A 20,190-nucleotide genomic window follows, 5' to 3' on the forward strand; every position below is an offset into this window, starting at 1 on the left:
CAAATATAATTCAAAAAACATTCTTTTATTTTATTATGGCAAAATCAAATTATATTACCCGTCAAGGCTGGCTTACGCTTGACCAAGAACTCAAGTTTTTGTGGAAAGAAGAACGCCCAAAAGTTACTCAAGCCGTCTCAGATGCAGCCGCACTAGGCGATCGTAGCGAAAATGCCGAATATATTTATGGTAAACGTCGCTTACGTGAAATTGATCATCGTGTACGTTTTTTAACTAAAAGATTGGAAATGCTACAAATTGTCGATTACAACCCAAAGCAAGAGGGAAAAGTTTTCTTCGGTGCGTGGGTGGAATTAGAAAATGAAGAAGGCGAAATCAAGCAATATCGTATCGTCGGTTGTGATGAATTTGCCCCTGCGAAAAATTGGATCTCCATTGATTCCCCAGTTGCTCGAGCTTTAATCGGAAAAACATTAGACGACGAAGTGCGGGTAGAAACTCCATCAGGTTTTATTACCCTTTATATAAATAAAATTTGGTATGAAAAATAACTTGGAAGAATAAAAGATAGCAAATACCTAAGCACAAAGAAAAATTAATTGACTAGATATAAAAACTATCTTACTTGCCTCTTTCCTTATTCGCTGCAAAATCAGCACCTTTTGCAAGCATTCTCAATTGCAAAATCACACGCGCTTTAAGTTGCTCACGCTCAGCTTTACTCATATCTAAAGCATTCGCCCCTGCAGTGAATACGATTGTTACGATGCCTTCCGCTTGAACATAAGCAACATATTGCGAATATTGATGTTTGTAGGAAATATATTCTGCTAACTCATCAACAAAATGCTTAATTTCTCGTGCTGCCGCAGTACGAAAAGCTTGGGAAGTGCCTGAACTTTCGCGTAATAACAAGCGAAAAACGTTCGTGCTATTAGTAATAAATTCAAAAAACGTATCCACAGAAACAGAAATAACGCTACCGCCCGCATCAATACGTTTACGCGCTTGACGCATTAATTGGCGCAACATCAAACCTGCTTCATCCACCATTTCTAAGCCAAGTTCATCCATATCGCTAAAATGACGATAGAAAGATGTAGGCGCAATTCCAGCCTCGCGCGCCACTTCTCGTAAACTTAAATTAGAAAAACTTTTTTCTGCGCTAAGTTGATTAAATGCCGCATCCACTAAAGCGCGGCGAGTCTTTTCTTTTTGAACAGCACGAACACCAGCCATTATTTCAACCTACCAAGAATAGATTTAACCTCATCACTTACCACTCTTGCAATACGTTCATAACGATTACGTAATGGCGAGCCGGGACGATAAACCAAAACGATAGCTCGTGACGGTTCTGGCGAATGACAAGAAATATATTTCACACCTTTACGCGTACCTTCATTAAGTACCGCCAATTCAGGCATAAACGTAATACCAGCATCTGCCGCTACCATATTGCGCAAAGTTTCAAGGCTAGTTGCTTGGAAATGGGAATTTTCTTTTGCACCAGCAGTAAAGCAATAATCTAATGCTTGATTACGCAAACAATGGCCATCATCAAGCATTAACATTTCTTGACCATTTAATTGATTCATAGGCACTTTACTTTCTACAGCCCAAGGATGATGCTCTGATACGGCAAGTAACATTTTCTCGTTGAAAATAGGCACTTCAATAAAAGATTCTGTTTCTGACACTGTAGCAACAATCGCACAATCTAAACGCCCTGTTTCCAATTGTTCTAATAATTGCTGCGTTTGTGCTTCATAAAGAAAAACTTCTAAATCAGGAAATGCCGCTTTTAATGTTGGAACAATATAAGGAAGTAAATAAGGCCCAATAGTTGGAATTAAACCAATGTGCAACGGCCCTGTCATATCCTTACCTTGATTACTTGCCATTTCTTTCAATAGTTTTACTTCTCGAAGCACTTTACGAGCTTGCTCAACCAATAACATTCCAGATTGAGTAAATAATACTTTACGGCTAGTACGTTCTAACAAAATAATACCAAGCTCATCTTCTAACTTACGAATTTGCCCACTTAATGTGGGTTGGCTCACATTACAAGAATCAGCAGCACGACGGAAATGTTTATATTCAGATAAGGCAACAAGATATTCTAAATCACGGATATTCATTCGATTTTCCCTGTGGAAAAATTCACTTCAAAGAATGGAATTAATAGCTTGGACTATACCATAGTTTTATGCATAATTCAGCCGATAATTTTTAATGGCAAGAAGAAAAACAATATTGAGTATGTAAGGAAAATATGGAAATGCGAGTAGCAGCTGTAGCCTGTTGTAAAAGGTTTCAGACCACTCATTAAGGCGTGATGTCAGAATATTTTTATATAATTTCCGTAAGGTGGGCATAAGCCCACGCGTTTGTTATATCCCGAGTGGGCTTATGCCCACCCTACAATTACTTTTCATTTTTTACATTACAGAAATTAATAATGGGGCGGTGGCGTTTCTTCAGATTGGCTTGCAATATTATAGGGTTGAAAATCTTTTAATTTATTTGCCATATAACGCAATTGGACTTGCATTTTATCTATATCAAATTGCTGTTGAACTAAAGCGTGATTTAATTCATCTAATAACTGTTCCTGAAATGCAATTTTCATTTCAAGTTCTTCAATGCGATTTTCTAACATTTGTTGAATTTGCATAAATTTTTCTCTAAATTCTAAAAAAAAGTTGAGAATAGATAGAAAGCAATTTAATCTATTCCCCGTAGTATTTCATTCATTATAAAGGATTAACTTATATGTTAAAAATTCAAAAATTATCTATCGCAGCATTAATGGTAAGCGCGGTAATTTCTGGTCAAGTTTTTGCAGAAGATAACACATTCGATGAAAAAGCGGCATCTTATGCTGTAGGTACGTTAATGGGCAGTCAAATGAAAGATCTTGTTGATTCCCATAAAGATGTTATCAAATATGATAATGCGCGTATTTTAGATGGCTTAAAAGATGCTTTAGAAGGCAAAGTGGATGTGCGTAAAGATGAAAAAATCCAAAAAACCTTAGAATCTATTGAAGCAAAATTAGCGGCTGCAGCAAAAGCAAAAGCAGAAGCGATTGCTAAACAAGCAAAAGAAGAAGGCGATAAATTCCGTGCTGAATTTGCTAAAGGTAAAGATGTAAAAACGACGCAATCTGGTTTAATGTACAAAATTGAAAACGCAGGTAAAGGAGATGCAATCAAAGCAACAGATACGGTTAAAGTACATTACACGGGTAAATTACCAAATGGAAAAGTATTTGATAGCTCTGTCGAGCGCGGACAACCTGTAGAATTCCAACTTGATCAAGTAATTAAAGGCTGGACTGAAGGTCTTCAATTAGTGAAAAAAGGCGGAAAAATTCAATTAGTTATTGCCCCTGAATTAGGCTATGGCGAACAAGGTGCTGGTGCATCTATTCCACCAAATTCAACATTAATTTTTGATGTAGAAGTATTAGACGTCAATCCAAAAGCAGAAAAATAACGGATAAGTTTAACAGCACGCATTCTTTAATGCGTGCTTTTTATTATAAAAACGAGCGAAATTTTTACCGCACTTTTAACCTAAAGCTATGACATTAAACGATAAATATCCTTTCACTGACGAAGATCACGCTATCATAAATTCCTACAAAGCGGTCGTTGATGGTGTCAGCGCACTGATTGGTGAGCACTGCGAAATCGTGCTTCATTCTTTAGAAGATATTGAACATTCTGCTATTTGTATTGCCAACGGACATAACACGAATCGACAAGTTGGTTCGCCAATTACCGATCTTGCCTTACGTTCGCTACGAAATATGCAAAGCGAAAGTGTTTCAAAGCCTTATTTTACACGAGCAAAAGGTAGCGTACTGATGAAATCAGTCACTATTGCCATTCGTAATAAAACTCAACGTATTATTGGTTTGCTTTGTATCAATATCAATTTAGATGTACCCGTGTCTCAATTTTTACAATGCTTTATGCCAACGGAGCATACGAATGAAACATCTTCGGTTAATTTTGCCAGTTCAGTGGAAGACTTGGTTGCGCAGACTATTGAAAAAACAATAGAAGAAGTCAATGCAGATCGTGCTGTTGCCAATAATACTAAAAACCGACAAATCGTCCTTTCTCTTTACGAAAAAAGTATTTTTGATATTAAAGATGCGATTAATTTAGTCGCAGAACGTTTAGATATTTCCCGACATACGGTTTACCTATACATCCGCCAAATCAAACAAGAGCAAGAATAATGCGCTATGTTATCGCTGTCAAAAGCCCTATTTACGGAAAACAAGGGGCATTTTTAGCTTATCAATTTGCAAACGCCTTAATCAAAAAAGGGCACGAAATCTCACAGATTTTTTTCTTTCAAGATGGAGTGAGTAACGGAAATGCATTAGTGTATCCAGCCAATGATGAAGTTAATTTACAAAAACATTGGCAAATGTTTTCTATTACCCACAATGTTCCTTTGCATTTATGTGTTGCAGCATCTCAAAGGCGAGGTGTTGTTGATAGCTTAACTACACCAACTACAGATCACTATAATCTTGCAGAGGGATTTATAATTGCAGGTCTTGGAGAATTTATAGCAGCGAGTTTAAACGCAGATCGAGTGATAACCCTATGAAAATAGCCTTTTTATTTCGCACATCTCCACATGGCACATCCATTTCACGAGAAGGCTTAGATGCAATTCTTGCCGCAACAGCTTTTTGTGAGCCAGATGACATTGGCGTATTTTTTATAGATGATGGAGTACTAAACCTTATTAATCATCAGCAACCTGAAATCATTCAACAGAAAGACTTCATTAGAACCTTTAAATTATTAGATTTATATGATGTAGAACAACGTTTTATCTGCACGGAATCTTTACAGAAATTTAAGCTAGAGGATAAACAACTCATCCTATCTTGTGAAAAAATTGACCGCTCTTTATTGATAGAAAAGCTTAATCAAACAGAAAAATTATTTACTTTCTAAGGAATATTATGCTTTATACATTTTCTCAATCAGATTATCCCAAAACTGAACTAGATGATTACTTTTTATACATCACAGAAAAAGATGCGGTAGTATTATGGCAAGATGGTGTGTTATTGGCAGTAAAATACCCTGATTATTTTGTCAAATGTAAAGGGAATTGCATGATATTGAAACAAGATATTTTAGCAAGAAATCTTACCGCACTTTTACCTCAAAGCAGCAAGATAAAACTAATTTCAATAGAAGAACTTGTTGGAATCACTGAGAATTATTTACCACAACTATCACTATAAAAATCAAATAATTTAGTAAATATTTACATATATAAAATAAAAAAGTGCGGAGAATTTTCCCCGCACTTTTCTTTTTGTTTCTTCTGTCTTTTATCTTTAAGACATTCAGGAATCCATCAATTATTTGATGATTTTCGCAACAACACCCGCACCTACTGTACGGCCACCTTCACGGATTGCGAAACGTAAACCTTGGTCCATCGCGATTGGGTGGATTAAGCTTACTGTCATCTTGATGTTATCACCAGGCATTACCATTTCCACGCCTTCTGGTAATTCGATTGTACCAGTTACGTCTGTTGTACGGAAATAGAATTGTGGACGGTAACCTTTGAAGAATGGAGTATGACGACCACCTTCATCTTTTGATAATACGTATACTTCTGATTCAAAATCAGTGTGTGGTGTGATTGAACCTGGTTTCGCTAATACTTGACCACGTTCGATTTCTTCACGTTTGGTACCACGTAATAATGCACCGATATTTTCACCTGCACGACCTTCGTCAAGTAATTTACGGAACATTTCAACACCTGTTACAGTAGTTTTCGCTGTATCTTTGATACCGACGATTTCTACTTCATCGCCTGTACGGATGATACCACGTTCTACACGACCAGTTACTACTGTACCACGACCTGAGATTGAGAACACATCTTCGATTGGAAGAAGGAACGGTTGGTCAATCGCACGCTCTGGCTCTGGGATGTAAGTATCTAAGTGGTTTGCTAACTCAAGGATTTTTTCTTCCCATTCTGCTACGCCGTTTAATGCTTGTAATGCTGAACCACGTACGATTGGCGTGTCGTCACCTGGGAAGTCATATTGAGAAAGAAGTTCACGTACTTCCATTTCTACTAATTCTAATAACTCTTCGTCATCTACCATATCGCATTTGTTTAAGAATACGATGATATATGGTACACCTACTTGGCGACCTAATAAGATGTGTTCACGAGTTTGCGGCATAGGACCATCTGTTGCTGCTACTACTAAAATAGCACCATCCATTTGCGCCGCACCGGTAATCATGTTTTTAACATAGTCGGCGTGTCCTGGACAGTCTACGTGTGCATAGTGGCGAGTTGGTGTATCGTATTCAACATGTGAAGTGTTGATGGTAATACCACGCGCTTTTTCTTCTGGCGCGTTATCGATTTGGTCAAATGCACGCGCTGCACCACCGTAATGTTTTGCTAATACGGTTGTGATTGCTGCTGTTAAAGTTGTTTTACCGTGGTCAACGTGGCCGATTGTACCCACGTTTACGTGCGGTTTTGTACGTTCAAATTTTTCTTTAGACATTTCTAATGTTTCCTAAGAAGTGCGGTATAAAACAATCATATTTTACACCGCTGGTTTACAAAAATTATTTTTTACGCGCTTCAATTACTGCAGCCGCAACACTTGTTGGAGCTTCAGCATATTTTAACGGTTCCATTGAGTAAGATGCACGACCTTGAGTTTGTGAACGTAAGTCTGTTGCATAACCGAACATTTCTGAAAGTGGAACTTCAGCGTCGATCTTAACAACGAACTCGTTCGCTTCTTGACCGTTTACCATAGCACGACGACGGCTTAAGTCACCAATTACATCACCAACATATTCAGGCGGAGTTTCAACTTCAACTTTCATAATTGGCTCAAGTAATACTGGGTTTGCTTTTGAGAATGCCGCTTTAAATGCTAAAGATGCAGCAAGTTTAAACGCTAACTCAGATGAGTCCACATCATGGTATGAACCGAAGTGTAAACGTACACCAAGATCAACTACTGGGTAACCCGCTAATGGACCAGATTTAAGCTGTTCTTGAATACCTTTATCAACCGCAGGAATGTATTCACCAGGAATTACACCACCTTTGATTTCGTTTACAAATTCATAACCAGGGCCTTCTGGATCTAATGGGTATAAGTCGATAACAACGTGACCATATTGACCGCGACCACCAGATTGTTTTGCGTGTTTACCTTCCACATCATTAACACGAGTGCGGATAGTTTCACGGTAAGATACTTGTGGTTTACCGATGTTAGCTTCCACTTTAAACTCACGTTTCATACGGTCAACGATGATATCTAAGTGTAATTCACCCATACCAGAAATAATGGTTTCGCCAGATTCTTCATCAGTGTGAACACGGAATGAAGGGTCTTCTTGTGCTAAACGACCTAATGCTAAGCCCATTTTTTCTTGGTCAGCTTTAGTTTTTGGTTCTACCGCAACAGAAATTACTGGCTCTGGGAATTCCATACGCTCAAGGATAATTGGCGAATCAATTGCACATAATGTATCACCAGTAGTTACATCTTTTAATCCGATAGCTGCTGCGATATCACCTGCACGAACTTCTTTAATTTCTTCACGTTTATTAGCGTGCATCTGTACGATACGACCAAAACGTTCACGTTTTTGACGTACAGAATTCAATACTGTATCTCCAGAATTAATCACACCAGAATATACACGGAAGAATGTTAAGTTACCTACAAATGGGTCAGTTGCAATTTTAAATGCTAATGAAGAGAATGGTTCTTCATCACTTGCATGACGCTCACCCTCAGTTTCATCTGGGTTGATACCTTTAATTGCAGGGATATCAGTTGGTGCTGGTAAGTATTCAACAACTGCGTCAAGCATTGCTTGAACACCTTTGTTTTTGAATGCAGAACCACAGGTTACCAAAATAATTTCATTTGCTAATACGCGCTGACGTAATGCTGACTTAATTTCTTCTTCAGTTAAGTCTTCACCACCTAAGTATTTTTCCATTAATTCTTCTGATGCTTCAGCTGCCGCTTCAACAAGATTTTGACGCCATTCTTCACAGTCTGCTTGCATATTTGCAGGCACTTCTTCATAAGTGAAAGTCATACCTTGGTCTGCTTCATTCCAGTTGATCGCTTTCATTTTGATCAAATCAACTACACCAGTGAAGTTTTCTTCTGCACCAATTGGAAGTTGAAGTGGAACCGCATTAGCACCTAAGCGGGTTTTTAATTGTTCAACAACACGTAAGAAGTTCGCACCAGTACGGTCCATTTTATTTACAAACGCAATACGTGGAACTTCATACTTGTTAGCTTGACGCCATACGGTTTCAGATTGTGGTTGAACACCACCAACCGCACAGTAAACCATTACTGCGCCATCAAGAACACGCATAGAACGTTCTACTTCAACAGTAAAGTCCACGTGTCCCGGAGTATCGATAACATTGATACGATGTTGTGGGAATTGTTGTGACATACCAGACCAGAATGCAGTTGTTGCCGCAGAGGTAATGGTGATACCACGCTCTTGTTCTTGTTCCATCCAGTCCATCGTTGCTGCACCATCGTGCACTTCACCGATTTTGTGGCTAACACCAGTATAGAATAAGATACGCTCAGTAGTAGTGGTTTTACCCGCATCAATGTGCGCACTGATACCGATATTACGATATCTTTCAATAGGGGTTGTACGAGCCATTATTATAACCTTGTTTATTTAATATCAGTTTATATAAGGGTAAGGCTTCATCAATGATGAAGCCCTTTAAATTCAAAAACTTATTACCAACGGTAGTGAGCAAATGCTTTGTTAGCTTCAGCCATGCGGTGAACGTCTTCACGTTTTTTCACTGCTGCACCTTTATTATCTGAAGCATCAGATAATTCGTTTGCAAGGCGTAAAGCCATTGATTTATCACCACGTTTACGTGCCGCTTCAACGATCCAACGCATACCTAATGCGTTACGACGTACAGGACGCACTTCAACTGGTACTTGGTAAGTAGAACCACCAACACGACGAGATTTAACCTCAACAGTTGGACGTACGTTTTCAAGTGCAACTTCAAAAGCTTCTAAAGGCTCTTTACCTGTGCGTTGTGCTAAAGTTTCTAAAGCACCATAAACGATTGATTCAGCAACGGATTTTTTACCGTCTACCATGATTACATTAATAAATTTTGCAAGTAATTCTGAACCGAACTTCGGATCTGGAAGAATCTTGCGTGCTTCAACACTACGACGACGTGGCATTGCGAATTTCTCCGTATTTTAATCTTCAGGATATCCAAAACCCATCAGCAATATTTCTCTTTGAGAAAATTTGCAGCACAAAGTGCTTTTTGACTGGAGTTTATGGTTTAAATTTTTTTGCTAATTTAGACGTTTGGCCTTACTTAACGGAGAACCATTAAGCTTTAGGACGTTTAACGCCGTATTTAGAACGACCTTGTTTACGATCTTTAACGCCTGCACAGTCTAATGCACCGCGTACTGTGTGGTAACGCACACCTGGTAAGTCTTTAACACGACCACCACGGATTAATACAACACTATGCTCTTGAAGGTTGTGACCTTCACCACCAATATAAGAAGTTACTTCAAAACCGTTAGTTAAGCGGATACGACATACTTTACGTAACGCTGAGTTTGGTTTTTTAGGAGTTGTAGTATATACACGAGTACATACACCACGTTTCTGCGGGCAAGCCTCTAATGCAGGAACGTTGCTTTTTACAACCTTTTTCACACGCGGTTTGCGTACTAGCTGGTTGATAGTTGCCATTAAAAAAGCTCCAGTTTAAATGTTATTCAATAATAGAATGTTGTTCAAAAAATCTACTTCCATATAGAAATAGACGGCGAATTTTAATAGTTTTACGCTTTATTGTCAATAATTAAACAATATACTCTAGGCTTAAAACTAGATTAAAATTTACCGCACTTTTGTTTTTTAATAAAAAACTTTATTCCCCACGTTTTAGCATGCCTTGTTTTTTCAAATTAATCAGAATAATTGAAATAGCAGCAGGCGTTATACCTGAAATTCGGCTCGCTTGTCCAATGGAAACCGGACGATGTTGTTCTAACTTCGCACGTACTTCATTAGATAAACCAGACACTTTACTATAATCAAAGTTAGCTGGAATAGCCGTATTTTCGTGGCGTTTTTGTTTTTCAATTTCTTCTTGTTGATGCTCAATATAGCCTTGATACTTAATAGCAATTTCCACTTGTTCTACGGCTTCTCTATCTTCCATTGCAGGTTTGTATGGCGTTAAAGAAGTTAAAATATCGTAGGTCATTTCTGGACGGCGTAATAAATCTTCACCGCTAGCTTCACGCACAAGTGGACTGCCAAGCACTTTATTGGCTTCTTCTAAATATTCAGAACGCGGATGCAGCCAAATGCTGCGTAAGCGCTGGCGTTCTTGCTCAATCTTTTCCATTTTTTGATTAAAGCGTGCCCAGCGAGCCTCATCAATCAAACCTAATTCATGGGCAATTGGCGTTAAACGAATATCTGCATTGTCTTCACGTAATAACAAACGGTATTCAGCACGAGAAGTGAATACACGATACGGTTCTTTGGTACCGAGCATACAAAGGTCATCAACCAATACTCCAGTATAAGATTGATCACGACGTGGATACCATGCCTCTTTCTCTTGTACATAAAGACCTGCGTTAATCCCCGCCAATAAGCCTTGTGCCGCTGCTTCTTCATAACCGGTTGTACCGTTAATTTGGCCTGCGAAGAATAAACCTGAAATAGCTTTTGTTTCTAACGTTGGTTTTAAATCACGTGGATCAAAATAGTCATATTCAATGGCATAACCTGGTTTGATAATGCGAGCTTTTTCTAAACCTTTCATAGAATTAACAATACCCATTTGCACATCAAATGGCAAACTGGTAGAAATCCCATTTGGATACACTTCGTTACTGGTTAATCCTTCTGGTTCCAAATAGATTTGATGTGAATTACGATCCGCAAAACGCATTACTTTATCTTCAATAGATGGGCAATAACGTGGACCGATCCCTTCAATCACACCTGTATACATTGGACTGCGATCCAAGTTATTACGGATCACTTCATGGGTTTGTTCATTAGTGTGGGTGATATAACAAGGAATTTGTTGCGGGTGATCAGATACCGATCCCATAAAAGAAAATACAGGTAATACAGCATCACCATGCTGTTTAGCTAAAATATCAAAATTGATCGTGCGTGCATCAATACGCGGTGGTGTACCTGTTTTAAGGCGATCTACACGTAATCCGAGATCTCTTAATCGATGTGAAAGATTTACAGAAGCAGGATCGCCTGCTCGACCACCTTCATAATTTTCCAAACCAATATGAATTTTACCAGCTAAGAAAGTACCTGCAGTTAATACCACTGATTTAGCACGAAAAATTAATCCCATTTTTGTGCTAACGCCTGTAACTCGATCTTGCTCAATTAGAATATCTGTCGCTTCTTGTTGGAAAATATCTAAATTAGGTTGATTTTCTAATGCTGTACGAACAGCTTGACGATATAAAACTCTGTCAGCTTGAGCTCGAGTAGCACGTACTGCTGGACCTTTACTACTATTTAAAGTACGAAATTGAATTCCTGCTTTATCTGCAGCATGCGCCATCAAACCACCCATAGCATCTACTTCTTTTACTAAATGACCTTTACCGATCCCACCAATTGCAGGATTACAAGACATTTGCCCTAAAGTATCTACATTATGTGTTAATAAAAGGGTTTTTAATCCCATTCGAGCTGGTGCAAGCGCAGCTTCTGTACCCGCATGGCCACCACCGATCACAATCACATCATAAGTTTCAGTGTAAAACATATCTATCTCTATTTATTCGGATCAAAAAATTGGCGTTATTCTACAGAAATTTAAAACACCTGACAAAAAAAGAATGGATCTATTGATCCTTTGAAAGATCAGGTTTGTATTAGTAAATAAGATCTCTTTTTATATATAAAGATCTTATTATTGTTACTATTAAGATCCTTTGTGATTGTGAGTAAACTTATTAGATCCTTACGGAAACTGGTGTTATAGGATCTAAAGATCTTGTGAATATGCGATCATTTTCTTTAAAAATCTTGTGTGTAAAATGGAAAGTTATTAACAACTTTATTTTTTCTCAAAGTTATCAAGTGAGTAAAAACAGTTTTATGACAGATTATTTATGAGTTATCCACAGATAAAAATGAATTTTTATTGAAATCTCTATAATTTAGCTTTTTTTAAATAATTAATTTTATTAAATGTAAGTTTTATGATTTGACTTTGTAGTTACTACAGGTTTTATGCTTCTTTCAAATCAAATAGTTAAGGAAATAAAATGAAAGAAGTTTCTCTAGTAAAAAATTATACTCCTAAAGAATATCAGCAGCATGCATCTTGCCCTCATAGTCAAATTTCTAAAAATAAAATGGTATTAGGCATTAGTTTTGCAATTATTACCTTTTATATGGTTGTTGAATTTCTAGGGGGATATTGGTTTAACAGCCTTACTTTGATGGCTGATGCTGGGCATATGGCAAATGATAGTTTATCTCTTTTTTTAGCATGGATTGGGTTATTTTTAAGTCTAAAATGGCAAAAATGGTTAGCTTTAATCAATGGAATTTCATTAGTTTGGGTCGCTATTTGGATTTTTATCGAGGCTGTAACACGTTGGCAGGCTCCGATAGAAATAGCCGCTTTGCCAATGTTAGGTGTAGCTTTACTAGGGTTTGGGATTAATTTGTTGGTAGCTTTTATAATGCTAAAAAGTAATCGCCATAATTTGAATATTCGTGCAGCATATTTGCATGTTTTAGTCGATTTATTTGGTTCGGTTGTTGCTATTATTGCAGGAATCAGTGCTTGGTGGTTAAATTGGCAGTGGGTTGATGTTGTCGCTAGCGGTATTTTAAGTCTTTTTGTCTTACACAGCGGTATTTCAACAGTTTTTCAAGCTGTTAAATCCTTGTATGATAGTAATACACATTTCTTATTAGATGATCATTCTCATTAAAGTAAAAAATTGCTTGAGGAAATAATGAAAATTAGCGAATTAAGTAAATCTACGCATACTAATATTGAAACTATCCGCTATTATGAAAAGCAAGGAGTATTGCAGTCACCTAAGCGATTGGCTAATGGTTATCGATATTATGATGAAGAGACTATAGAGCAATTAAACTTTATCAAAAAATGTCGAATGTTGGGTTTCTCTTTAGATAATATTAAGGCACTCAATCGTATTAAATTCAGTATGGAAGATCATTATCAAGCGGATCAATTAGTACTGAATCAACTGATTCAAGTGGAAAATAAAATATCTCAATTATTAGAAATTAAAGCTTTTTTACAGTCTATTGTTACCGAAAGTGAACATAATGAAGAGGAATGTAAAGCAATAGAAGGGTTGAAAAGTGAATGCAATTTGTAAAAGAAAAGGATACATTAATAAAAATACTTAAAAATTTGACCGCACTTTAAAAGAAAAAATGCCACTTAAATTTTAATTTTCAGGCGGCATTTTATTTTCCTAATTATTATTTAGACAAATCAATTTGATACACTGCAAAACCAATTTCATCTGTACCCACCTGTTTCATCGGGTATTGTGCTTTTTCAGTGATAAATTTCGCCGCTTGTTCACTTGGCGATGTTTCAAAACGGACATCTAATTTATCGTTACCTGTGATAGGCACAAAACGCCAGTTTTTATCCGCGCTAGGGTTTACAGAACCTTCTTTTTCACTGGTTACTTTAATGTAATCAGCTAAAATTTGACGGTTTTCATCTGGTGATGCGTAAACAATATGTTGATCGCCAGTACCTGGGAATTTATTACCGTAAGCACGATAGTTATTCGTTGCAATCAAGAATTCTGCTTTTGGATCAACTGGTTTGCCTTGATAAGTGAGGTTTACTACACGATGCGATTCTGGGTTGATCAATTTACATTCACCATCATAACGTGCAGGTTTAGTTAGATCATATTCATAATTGACACCATCAATCACATCAAAGTTGTAAGTACGGAAACCTTCCCAGTCGATTAATGATTGTGGTTTATCACTTGTAGGGTCAATTTGTTTAAACATACCTGCACTGCACTCTAACCATTCTTTTAATTGTTCGCCTGTCGCTTTCACTACCACAAGCGTGTTCGGGTAAAGGTATAAATCCGCCGCATTACGGAAAGTTAATTCACCTTTATTTACTTCGGTATAACCCGTTGGGTCATTTTTACGACCACCAGCTTTAAATGGTGCTCCTGCACTTAAAATAGGTAAGCCAGCCATTGCTGCAATACTTGGTGCAACTTTTTCTACATACGCTTTTTGTGCTTGGTTCACTATTTGGATGGTTGGATCATCTTGCACCAACGCCAAGAAGCTGTACATATTATCTGTTGCTTTACCAATAGGTTGAGAAACAAACTTACGTGTAGCTTCGTGAACTGGTTTTAAAAGTGCGGTAATTTCTGGGTCATTTTCTGCAAGCACTTTTTTATTTTTAGCATCATAGATTGGACGAAGTACCGCTTTTCCAGAGGTAACAATCCATTTGCCTTTGTGTTCTGTTAAGCCTAAATCCACCACGCTGATATTATTTGCCCAGTAACCAGCCATACTTTCTGGTACGCCTTTTACGGTACCATTTACGATGTCTGCATTTGGTGATTTCGCAAATTCTTTATTTGGGAATAAACGGTGTGAGTGACCAAAAATAACGGCGTCAATATGTGGTACATCAGCTAGATAGAATGCTGAGTTTTCAGCACCTTCTTGATAAGGTTCATCAGATGGGCCTGTGTGAGCTAATGCAACGATAATATCAGCCCCTTTTTTCTTCATTTCAGGTACATATTTTTGTGCTGTTTTTACAATATCATGGGTTTCCACTTTACCTTGAAGGTTCGCTTTATCCCAAACCATAATTTGCGGTGGCACAAAGCCGATGTAACCAATTTTTAATTTATGTGTTTTGCCATTATTATCCACCACAGATTTTTCTTGAATGACATAAGGTGTGAAATAAGGTTCTTCTGTCCCCGCTTTTACTACGTTCGCATTCACAATTGGGAATTTAGCTTGTTTGATGGCATCTGCAAGATAATTGAGACCATAGTTAAATTCGTGGTTACCTAATGTACCCACTTCATAATTCATCGCATTTAAACAATCGACCGCAGGGTTAGATTTACCCTCTTTATAGCCTTGTGCAGCTTGATAGTCGGCAATTGGATTACCTTGAATTAGGTCACCGTTATCTACTAATACATTATTTTTCACTTCAGCACGTGCTTGACGAATAAGGCTTGCCGCACGAGTAAAACCGAATTTATCGGTTGGTGCATCTTTATAATAGTCAAAATCGGTCAAGAAACTATGAACATCTGTTGTTGCCACAATGCGTAAATCGACTTGTGTGTCGCTTTTCGCAAAAGCAAAACGGCTCGCACTTAACGCTAAAATGCTGCTTGCGCCAAGCTGGATGAAATATCTTCTGTTGATCATATGAGCTCCTGTTGTGTAAGAATCGGCAAGATTTTAAAGCTCTTTTATATATAAAGAAAGTGAAATATAAAGTTATGAAATGAAGTGTGATATGCATCACAAAATAAGGGATTGAATTTGGTTGCAAAACTTCACGTTTGGGACAAAAATAGGGTATCCAATCCAGTAAAAATAACTTCATTCACAGTAAGGTAGCCATTATTGATGGCATCCGATAAGGAGATCTCTATGGCTTTTAATCTTAAAAATAGACACTTATTGAGTCTTGTTCATCATTCAGAACGCGAAATTAATTATTTGTTAGATTTATCACGTGATTTGAAACGTGCTAAATATGCAGGCACAGAACAACAAAAATTAAAAGGCAATCAAGAATAATTTATCTCCATACTTTTTGTGGTTTTATTTTTATATAAAAATTAAATTTATTTTTTGATAATGATCACATTTTTTGAAAAATATTATTGACATGATATTTACACAAGCAGAGAATATACCTAACTAAGGTTAGTTTAGATAGAAAGAGGGAATTTTTCTATGCTACTTCGTACATATATACACAGATACGTCTATACGAAAGTATTGAGACTTTTATGGTTTAATCCGATAAAAGGTCGTTCTTTGATGGCGCATATCCGTCGTACACGCCATATTATGATGCCATCGCATCGCTCTTGCTTCTCATACTCAGTATTCGCTTCTCAAAATAAACCATCCAACACGGCTCTCTAAACAGAGTTGTTCTCTCTGTTTAGAGAGTCTCCATAGATTAATTTCTGAATATTTTTGTATTGTCTAGAACAGGCAAGAAATATTTTGTGAAATTAACTTAATCTTATTTAATTTAAAATAAAAATTCTTACTTTAGTTTTTTATATTAAAAAACTAGAGCGAGTTGTTTTATTCTAAATAAATCTATTGCGTTATTAAAATTAATAGCGCAGGGTAACTTTACGTCGAAAAAATAAATAAAAGGAGTTTATTATGCCAAACTTAAAAATTGCATATAATCCAAAAGTTGAACAATATTTCTCTACAAATAGAGAATTAGTTGAAATTACCAAAACAGACTTTACTGATGTTGCAGCTATCATGTTGACATCAGGGGATGTAGGTGAATACCTTGAACGTATTCAAGCAACAAATTTTGGTATCCCAGTATTTGTTGTTCAAACTGAAGAAGAACAAGTTGATCCGAAATTCTATGATGCTATTTATCATATTCAAGATTTAAATGGTTATGACATTAAGCTTTATAGCCGTCAAATCGAAACTGCTGCAAGACTTTATGAAGAAAAAATGTTACCTCCATTCTTCAAAATGTTAAGTGAATATGTAGAAATGGGTAATATTGCTTTTGACTGTCCGGGACATCAAGGTGGTCAATACTACCGTAAACACCCAGCAGGTCGTTTCCTTTATGACTTCTACGGTGAAAACATTTTCCGTTCAGATATTTGTAATGCAGACGTGAAATTAGGTGACTTGTTAATTCACGAAGGTGCAGCTTGTGATGCACAAAAATATGCTGCTCAAGTATTCAATGCAGATAAAACTTACTTCGTATTAAATGGTACATCTTCTTCAAACAAAGTTGCATTAAACGCAGTACTTGCTCCGGGCGATTTAGTATTATTTGACCGTAATAACCATAAATCAAACCACCATGGTGCATTAATTCAAGCGGGTGCAACCCCAATTTACTTAGAAACTGCACGTAATCCATTTGGTTTCATTGGTGGTATCGATAGTCACTGCTTCGAAGAAGATTATTTGAAATCATTAATTAAAGAAGTGGCGCCTGAAAAATTAAACCAAAAACGTCCATTCCGTTTAGCCGTTATTCAATTAGGTACTTATGACGGTACAATTTATAACGCACGTCAAGTGGTAGATAAAATTGGTCATCTTTGTGACTACATCTTATTCGACTCTGCATGGGTAGGTTATGAACAATTTATTCCAATGATGAAAGACTGCTCTCCATTATTGCTTGAATTAAATGAAAATGACCCTGGTATTTTAGTGACTCAATCTGTTCATAAACAACAAGCAGGTTTCTCACAAACTTCACAAATTCACAAAAAAGATAAACACATTAAAGGTCAAGATCGTTATGTAAACCACAAACGTTTCAATAATGCCTTTATGTTACATGCGTCAACCAGTCCGTTCTATCCATTATTTGCGGCGTTAGATGTGAATGCAAAAATTCAAGGTAGCGAAGCGGGTCGTCGCTTATGGCATGAATGTGTGAAAGTAGGTATCGAAGCGCGTAAATTAGTGTTAAATCACTGTGAATTAATTCGTCCATTTATTCCAACCACAATTAAAGGTAAAAAATGGCAAGATTATGACACAGAAGAAATCGCAACTAATCTCGAATTCTTCAAATTTCACCCAACAGATACATGGCATAAATTTGAAGGCTATGCTGATGAACAATACTTCGTTGACCCTTGTAAATTCTTGCTTACCACACCAGGTATTAGCTTAGAAACAGGCGAATATGAAAAATTTGGTGTACCAGCAACTATTCTTGCTAACTACTTACGTGAAAACGGTATTATTCCGGAAAAATGTGACTTGAACTCAATCTTATTCTTGCTCACTCCGGCAGAAACCCTCACCAAAATGCAAACTTTGGTCGCTCAAATCGCCTTGTTTGAAAAACACATTAAACAAGACTCTTTATTAAAAGATGTATTGCCAACTGTGTATAAAAACAATGAAGACCGTTACAAAGACTATACTATCCGTCAATTATGCCAAGAAATGCATGACCTTTATGTAAGCCGCAATGTAAAACAACTTCAAAAAGACCTATTCCGTAAAGCAACATTACCGGAATATGCGTTAAATCCACACGATGCGAATATTGAATTCGTTCGTAACAAAGTTGAACTCGTTCCATTGACTGATATTGTTGGTCGTGTGGCTGCGGAAGGTGCATTACCTTATCCTCCAGGTGTGTTATGTGTGGTGCCTGGAGAAAGATGGAGTCCAACTGCACAAAAATACTTCCTTGCATTAGAAGAAGGTATCAACACATTACCTGGTTTCGCACCTGAAATCCAAGGGGTTTACTTACAAAAAGACCCTGATGGACGTACTCGTGCATATGGCTATGTTTTAACTGACTATTAATAAAGTGAGGTTGTGAGGATCTTCCTCATAACCCTCTCAGCACAAACAAAAGAAAGTGCGGTTAAAAACATCTGATTTTTTGACCGCACTTGTAGGAGTATAAATTATGAGCGCTAAAAGTAATAAAATTGGTGTAGTACAACTCACCATTCTTACCATGGTTAATATGATGGGTTCCGGTATCATTATGTTACCGACCAAATTAGCCGAAATTGGGACTATTTCCATCGTTTCTTGGCTTGTAACAGCCGTTGGTTCAACAGCCTTAGCTTATGCATTCGCACAATGCGGTATGTTCAGTAAAAAATCTGGTGGTATGGGCGGTTATGCGGAATACTCTTTCGGTAAAGCCGGTAACTTCATGGCTAACTACACTTACGGTGTATCATTAGTTATTGCGAATACAGCAATCGCGATTTCTGCGGTGGGTTATGGTTCAGAGCTTCTCGGCGCAACCCTTTCTCCACTTTCTATCGCATTATGGACCATCTTCACCCTTTGGCTTGCAACCGTTCTTAACTTTGGTGGTGCAAGAATCACCGGTAATATAAGTTCATTTACTATCTGGGGCGTAATTATCCCTGTAGTTGGTATTTCTATCATTGGTTGGAAATGGTTTGATGGTTCAATGTATGTAAACTCTTGGAACCCACATAATGTACCAACTTTTGAAGCGATCGGTGTATCTATTTCAATGACATTATGGGCGTTCTTAGGGTTAGAATCAGCTTGCGCTAACGCAGATGCAGTTGAAAATCCAGAGAAAAACGTACCAATCGCAGTACTTGGTGGTACTTTAGGGGCAGCGGTAATTTATATTGTTTCAACTAACGTGATTGCAGGTATTGTACCTAACCTTGAACTCGCTAATTCAACAGCACCATTCGGTTTAGCCTTTGCTCATATGTTTGATGAAATTGTCGGTAAAGTTATCATGGTCTTAATGGTGATGTCTTGCTTTGGTTCATTATTAGGCTGGCAGTTCACTATTGCTCAAGTATTCAAATCTTCAGCAGAAGAAGGTTATTTCCCAGCATTTTTCAAAAAAGTTACCAGTAAAGATGCGCCTGTTGTTGGTATGATTACTATTACTGCGTTACAAACTTTACTTTCTTTAATGACAATCAGCCCATCATTAAATAAACAATTCAATGTGTTGGTGGACTTAGCAGTGGTTACAAACGTCATCCCATACTTGCTCTCAATGGCTGCTCTCGCAGTATTATTGAAAGAGGAAAATGTTGCGCCACAAAAATATAAAACAACCGTTTTTGTTGCCTTTATTGGTTCACTCTATAGTATCTATGCACTTTATGCAGCCGGTGAACAAGCGATGTTATATGGTTCAATTGTGACCTTTATCGGTTGGACATTGTATGGTTTTGTTTCTTACAAATTTGACCTTAAAAAATCTCAAGCTTAATTAAAAAAAGAAAAGCCTACATCTTAATGTAGGCTCTTTCGAGTAGTAATAAGCTAAGTA

The 20,190-nt window shown here is 37.2% G+C and carries 21 protein-coding genes; 12 read left to right on the forward strand and 9 right to left on the reverse strand.

What is annotated here, in order from left to right; genetic code table 11:
- Window positions 1-35: 35 nt before the first annotated feature.
- Entirely contained in the window at window positions 36-512 is a 477-nt protein-coding gene (greB, locus tag ACPT9C_RS02090; protein ID WP_423717205.1) for a transcription elongation factor GreB, read from the forward strand.
- 70 nt (window positions 513-582) lie between these two features.
- On the opposite strand, the gene fabR is transcribed toward greB, so the two are convergent.
- From fabR to ACPT9C_RS02105, 3 genes are all read right to left on the reverse strand, one after another.
- Entirely contained in the window at window positions 583-1,200 is a 618-nt protein-coding gene (fabR, locus tag ACPT9C_RS02095) for an HTH-type transcriptional repressor FabR (protein WP_005629669.1), read from the reverse strand.
- Complete coding sequence (gene oxyR, locus ACPT9C_RS02100; RefSeq protein ID WP_050949392.1) at window positions 1,200-2,105, reverse strand: DNA-binding transcriptional regulator OxyR; 906 nt, start codon at window positions 2,103-2,105, stop codon at window positions 1,200-1,202. The genes fabR and oxyR overlap by 1 nt, the downstream gene beginning before the upstream one ends.
- A gap of 314 nt (window positions 2,106-2,419) precedes the next feature.
- Window positions 2,420-2,641 (reverse strand): SlyX family protein, encoded by a 222-nt coding sequence (locus tag ACPT9C_RS02105; protein WP_423717206.1) that lies wholly within the window; start codon window positions 2,639-2,641, stop codon window positions 2,420-2,422.
- 98 nt (window positions 2,642-2,739) lie between these two features.
- Between ACPT9C_RS02105 and fkpA the strand changes: the two genes are divergently transcribed.
- The 5 genes from fkpA to ACPT9C_RS02130 all read left to right on the forward strand — a co-directional run bounded on the left by fkpA (window position 2,740) and on the right by ACPT9C_RS02130 (window position 5,251).
- Window positions 2,740-3,465 carry an FKBP-type peptidyl-prolyl cis-trans isomerase gene (fkpA, locus tag ACPT9C_RS02110; protein WP_423717207.1) on the forward strand — a complete coding sequence of 242 codons (726 nt, stop codon included), beginning with the start codon at window positions 2,740-2,742 and terminating at the stop codon, window positions 3,463-3,465.
- Window positions 3,466-3,553: 88 nt separating this feature from the next.
- A complete protein-coding gene (locus ACPT9C_RS02115; RefSeq protein WP_021034516.1) occupies window positions 3,554-4,219 on the forward strand; it encodes a helix-turn-helix transcriptional regulator in 666 nt (221 codons plus the stop codon).
- Window positions 4,219-4,599: a sulfurtransferase complex subunit TusD gene (gene tusD, locus ACPT9C_RS02120; protein WP_021034517.1), complete on the forward strand. Its 381-nt coding sequence runs from the start codon at window positions 4,219-4,221 to the stop codon at window positions 4,597-4,599. Before ACPT9C_RS02115 ends, tusD begins: the two co-directional genes overlap by 1 nt.
- The gene (gene tusC / locus ACPT9C_RS02125; protein WP_423717208.1) at window positions 4,596-4,955 is read left to right on the forward strand and encodes a sulfurtransferase complex subunit TusC; all 360 of its coding nucleotides are present in this window, start codon (window positions 4,596-4,598) and stop codon (window positions 4,953-4,955) included. Before tusD ends, tusC begins: the two co-directional genes overlap by 4 nt.
- 8 nt (window positions 4,956-4,963) lie before the next feature.
- Window positions 4,964-5,251 (forward strand): DsrH/TusB family sulfur relay protein, encoded by a 288-nt coding sequence (locus tag ACPT9C_RS02130; RefSeq protein ID WP_042593277.1) that lies wholly within the window; start codon window positions 4,964-4,966, stop codon window positions 5,249-5,251.
- A gap of 120 nt (window positions 5,252-5,371) precedes the next feature.
- On the opposite strand, the gene tuf is transcribed toward ACPT9C_RS02130, so the two are convergent.
- From tuf to mnmG, 5 genes are all read right to left on the reverse strand, one after another.
- Window positions 5,372-6,556 (reverse strand): elongation factor Tu, encoded by a 1,185-nt coding sequence (tuf, locus tag ACPT9C_RS02135; RefSeq protein WP_005667564.1) that lies wholly within the window; start codon window positions 6,554-6,556, stop codon window positions 5,372-5,374.
- Between the two features lie 64 nt (window positions 6,557-6,620).
- Window positions 6,621-8,723 (reverse strand): elongation factor G, encoded by a 2,103-nt coding sequence (gene fusA, locus ACPT9C_RS02140; protein WP_021034550.1) that lies wholly within the window; start codon window positions 8,721-8,723, stop codon window positions 6,621-6,623.
- An 83-nt stretch (window positions 8,724-8,806) separates the two neighbouring features.
- On the reverse strand, window positions 8,807-9,277 hold the full coding sequence (gene rpsG / locus ACPT9C_RS02145) for a 30S ribosomal protein S7 (RefSeq protein ID WP_005626581.1): 471 nt from the start codon (window positions 9,275-9,277) through the stop codon (window positions 8,807-8,809).
- 157 nt (window positions 9,278-9,434) lie between these two features.
- A complete protein-coding gene (rpsL, locus tag ACPT9C_RS02150) occupies window positions 9,435-9,809 on the reverse strand; it encodes a 30S ribosomal protein S12 (protein ID WP_005543325.1) in 375 nt (124 codons plus the stop codon).
- Between the two features lie 181 nt (window positions 9,810-9,990).
- On the reverse strand, window positions 9,991-11,880 hold the full coding sequence (gene mnmG / locus ACPT9C_RS02155) for a tRNA uridine-5-carboxymethylaminomethyl(34) synthesis enzyme MnmG (RefSeq protein WP_118879956.1): 1,890 nt from the start codon (window positions 11,878-11,880) through the stop codon (window positions 9,991-9,993).
- A 505-nt stretch (window positions 11,881-12,385) separates the two neighbouring features.
- Here mnmG and ACPT9C_RS02160 point away from each other — a divergent pair.
- Window positions 12,386-13,063 carry a cation diffusion facilitator family transporter gene (locus ACPT9C_RS02160; protein WP_112125160.1) on the forward strand — a complete coding sequence of 226 codons (678 nt, stop codon included), beginning with the start codon at window positions 12,386-12,388 and terminating at the stop codon, window positions 13,061-13,063.
- Between the two features lie 24 nt (window positions 13,064-13,087).
- Window positions 13,088-13,480: a MerR family transcriptional regulator gene (locus ACPT9C_RS02165; protein WP_112125162.1), complete on the forward strand. Its 393-nt coding sequence runs from the start codon at window positions 13,088-13,090 to the stop codon at window positions 13,478-13,480.
- Between the two features lie 106 nt (window positions 13,481-13,586).
- Here the strand turns inward: ACPT9C_RS02165 and cpdB are convergent, their stop codons facing one another.
- Window positions 13,587-15,560 (reverse strand): 2',3'-cyclic-nucleotide 2'-phosphodiesterase, encoded by a 1,974-nt coding sequence (cpdB, locus tag ACPT9C_RS02170; RefSeq protein ID WP_118879955.1) that lies wholly within the window; start codon window positions 15,558-15,560, stop codon window positions 13,587-13,589.
- A gap of 228 nt (window positions 15,561-15,788) precedes the next feature.
- Here cpdB and ACPT9C_RS02175 point away from each other — a divergent pair, with 228 nt between their 5' ends.
- The 4 genes from ACPT9C_RS02175 (at window position 15,789) to potE (ending at window position 20,130) form a co-directional block, all read left to right on the forward strand.
- Window positions 15,789-15,938, forward strand: a complete 150-nt coding sequence (locus ACPT9C_RS02175) for a peptide transporter (RefSeq protein ID WP_076773263.1) — start codon at window positions 15,789-15,791, stop codon at window positions 15,936-15,938.
- A 159-nt stretch (window positions 15,939-16,097) separates the two neighbouring features.
- Window positions 16,098-16,292 carry a leader peptide SpeFL gene (gene speFL / locus ACPT9C_RS02180; protein WP_197532058.1) on the forward strand — a complete coding sequence of 65 codons (195 nt, stop codon included), beginning with the start codon at window positions 16,098-16,100 and terminating at the stop codon, window positions 16,290-16,292.
- Between the two features lie 252 nt (window positions 16,293-16,544).
- Entirely contained in the window at window positions 16,545-18,707 is a 2,163-nt protein-coding gene (gene speF, locus ACPT9C_RS02185) for an ornithine decarboxylase SpeF (protein ID WP_111688826.1), read from the forward strand.
- Between the two features lie 106 nt (window positions 18,708-18,813).
- Complete coding sequence (gene potE, locus ACPT9C_RS02190; protein ID WP_050949423.1) at window positions 18,814-20,130, forward strand: putrescine-ornithine antiporter; 1,317 nt, start codon at window positions 18,814-18,816, stop codon at window positions 20,128-20,130.
- Window positions 20,131-20,190: the final 60 nt, after the last annotated feature.

Source organism: Haemophilus sp. HN_Hi16 (genome assembly GCF_049823435.1).
GTDB lineage: Bacteria > Pseudomonadota > Gammaproteobacteria > Enterobacterales > Pasteurellaceae > Haemophilus > Haemophilus influenzae_D.

Coding starts and splice junctions, on each gene's coding strand:
- greB (WP_423717205.1), top strand. CDS start 36: ATGGCAAAATCAAATTATATTACCCGTCAAGGCTGGCTTACGCTTGAC.
- fabR (WP_005629669.1), bottom strand. CDS start 1,200: ATGGCTGGTGTTCGTGCTGTTCAAAAAGAAAAGACTCGCCGCGCTTTA.
- oxyR (WP_050949392.1), bottom strand. CDS start 2,105: ATGAATATCCGTGATTTAGAATATCTTGTTGCCTTATCTGAATATAAA.
- ACPT9C_RS02105 (WP_423717206.1), bottom strand. CDS start 2,641: ATGCAAATTCAACAAATGTTAGAAAATCGCATTGAAGAACTTGAAATG.
- fkpA (WP_423717207.1), top strand. CDS start 2,740: ATGTTAAAAATTCAAAAATTATCTATCGCAGCATTAATGGTAAGCGCG.
- ACPT9C_RS02115 (WP_021034516.1), top strand. CDS start 3,554: ATGACATTAAACGATAAATATCCTTTCACTGACGAAGATCACGCTATC.
- tusD (WP_021034517.1), top strand. CDS start 4,219: ATGCGCTATGTTATCGCTGTCAAAAGCCCTATTTACGGAAAACAAGGG.
- tusC (WP_423717208.1), top strand. CDS start 4,596: ATGAAAATAGCCTTTTTATTTCGCACATCTCCACATGGCACATCCATT.
- ACPT9C_RS02130 (WP_042593277.1), top strand. CDS start 4,964: ATGCTTTATACATTTTCTCAATCAGATTATCCCAAAACTGAACTAGAT.
- tuf (WP_005667564.1), bottom strand. CDS start 6,556: ATGTCTAAAGAAAAATTTGAACGTACAAAACCGCACGTAAACGTGGGT.
- fusA (WP_021034550.1), bottom strand. CDS start 8,723: ATGGCTCGTACAACCCCTATTGAAAGATATCGTAATATCGGTATCAGT.
- rpsG (WP_005626581.1), bottom strand. CDS start 9,277: ATGCCACGTCGTCGTAGTGTTGAAGCACGCAAGATTCTTCCAGATCCG.
- rpsL (WP_005543325.1), bottom strand. CDS start 9,809: ATGGCAACTATCAACCAGCTAGTACGCAAACCGCGTGTGAAAAAGGTT.
- mnmG (WP_118879956.1), bottom strand. CDS start 11,880: ATGTTTTACACTGAAACTTATGATGTGATTGTGATCGGTGGTGGCCAT.
- ACPT9C_RS02160 (WP_112125160.1), top strand. CDS start 12,386: ATGAAAGAAGTTTCTCTAGTAAAAAATTATACTCCTAAAGAATATCAG.
- ACPT9C_RS02165 (WP_112125162.1), top strand. CDS start 13,088: ATGAAAATTAGCGAATTAAGTAAATCTACGCATACTAATATTGAAACT.
- cpdB (WP_118879955.1), bottom strand. CDS start 15,560: ATGATCAACAGAAGATATTTCATCCAGCTTGGCGCAAGCAGCATTTTA.
- ACPT9C_RS02175 (WP_076773263.1), top strand. CDS start 15,789: ATGGCTTTTAATCTTAAAAATAGACACTTATTGAGTCTTGTTCATCAT.
- speFL (WP_197532058.1), top strand. CDS start 16,098: ATGCTACTTCGTACATATATACACAGATACGTCTATACGAAAGTATTG.
- speF (WP_111688826.1), top strand. CDS start 16,545: ATGCCAAACTTAAAAATTGCATATAATCCAAAAGTTGAACAATATTTC.
- potE (WP_050949423.1), top strand. CDS start 18,814: ATGAGCGCTAAAAGTAATAAAATTGGTGTAGTACAACTCACCATTCTT.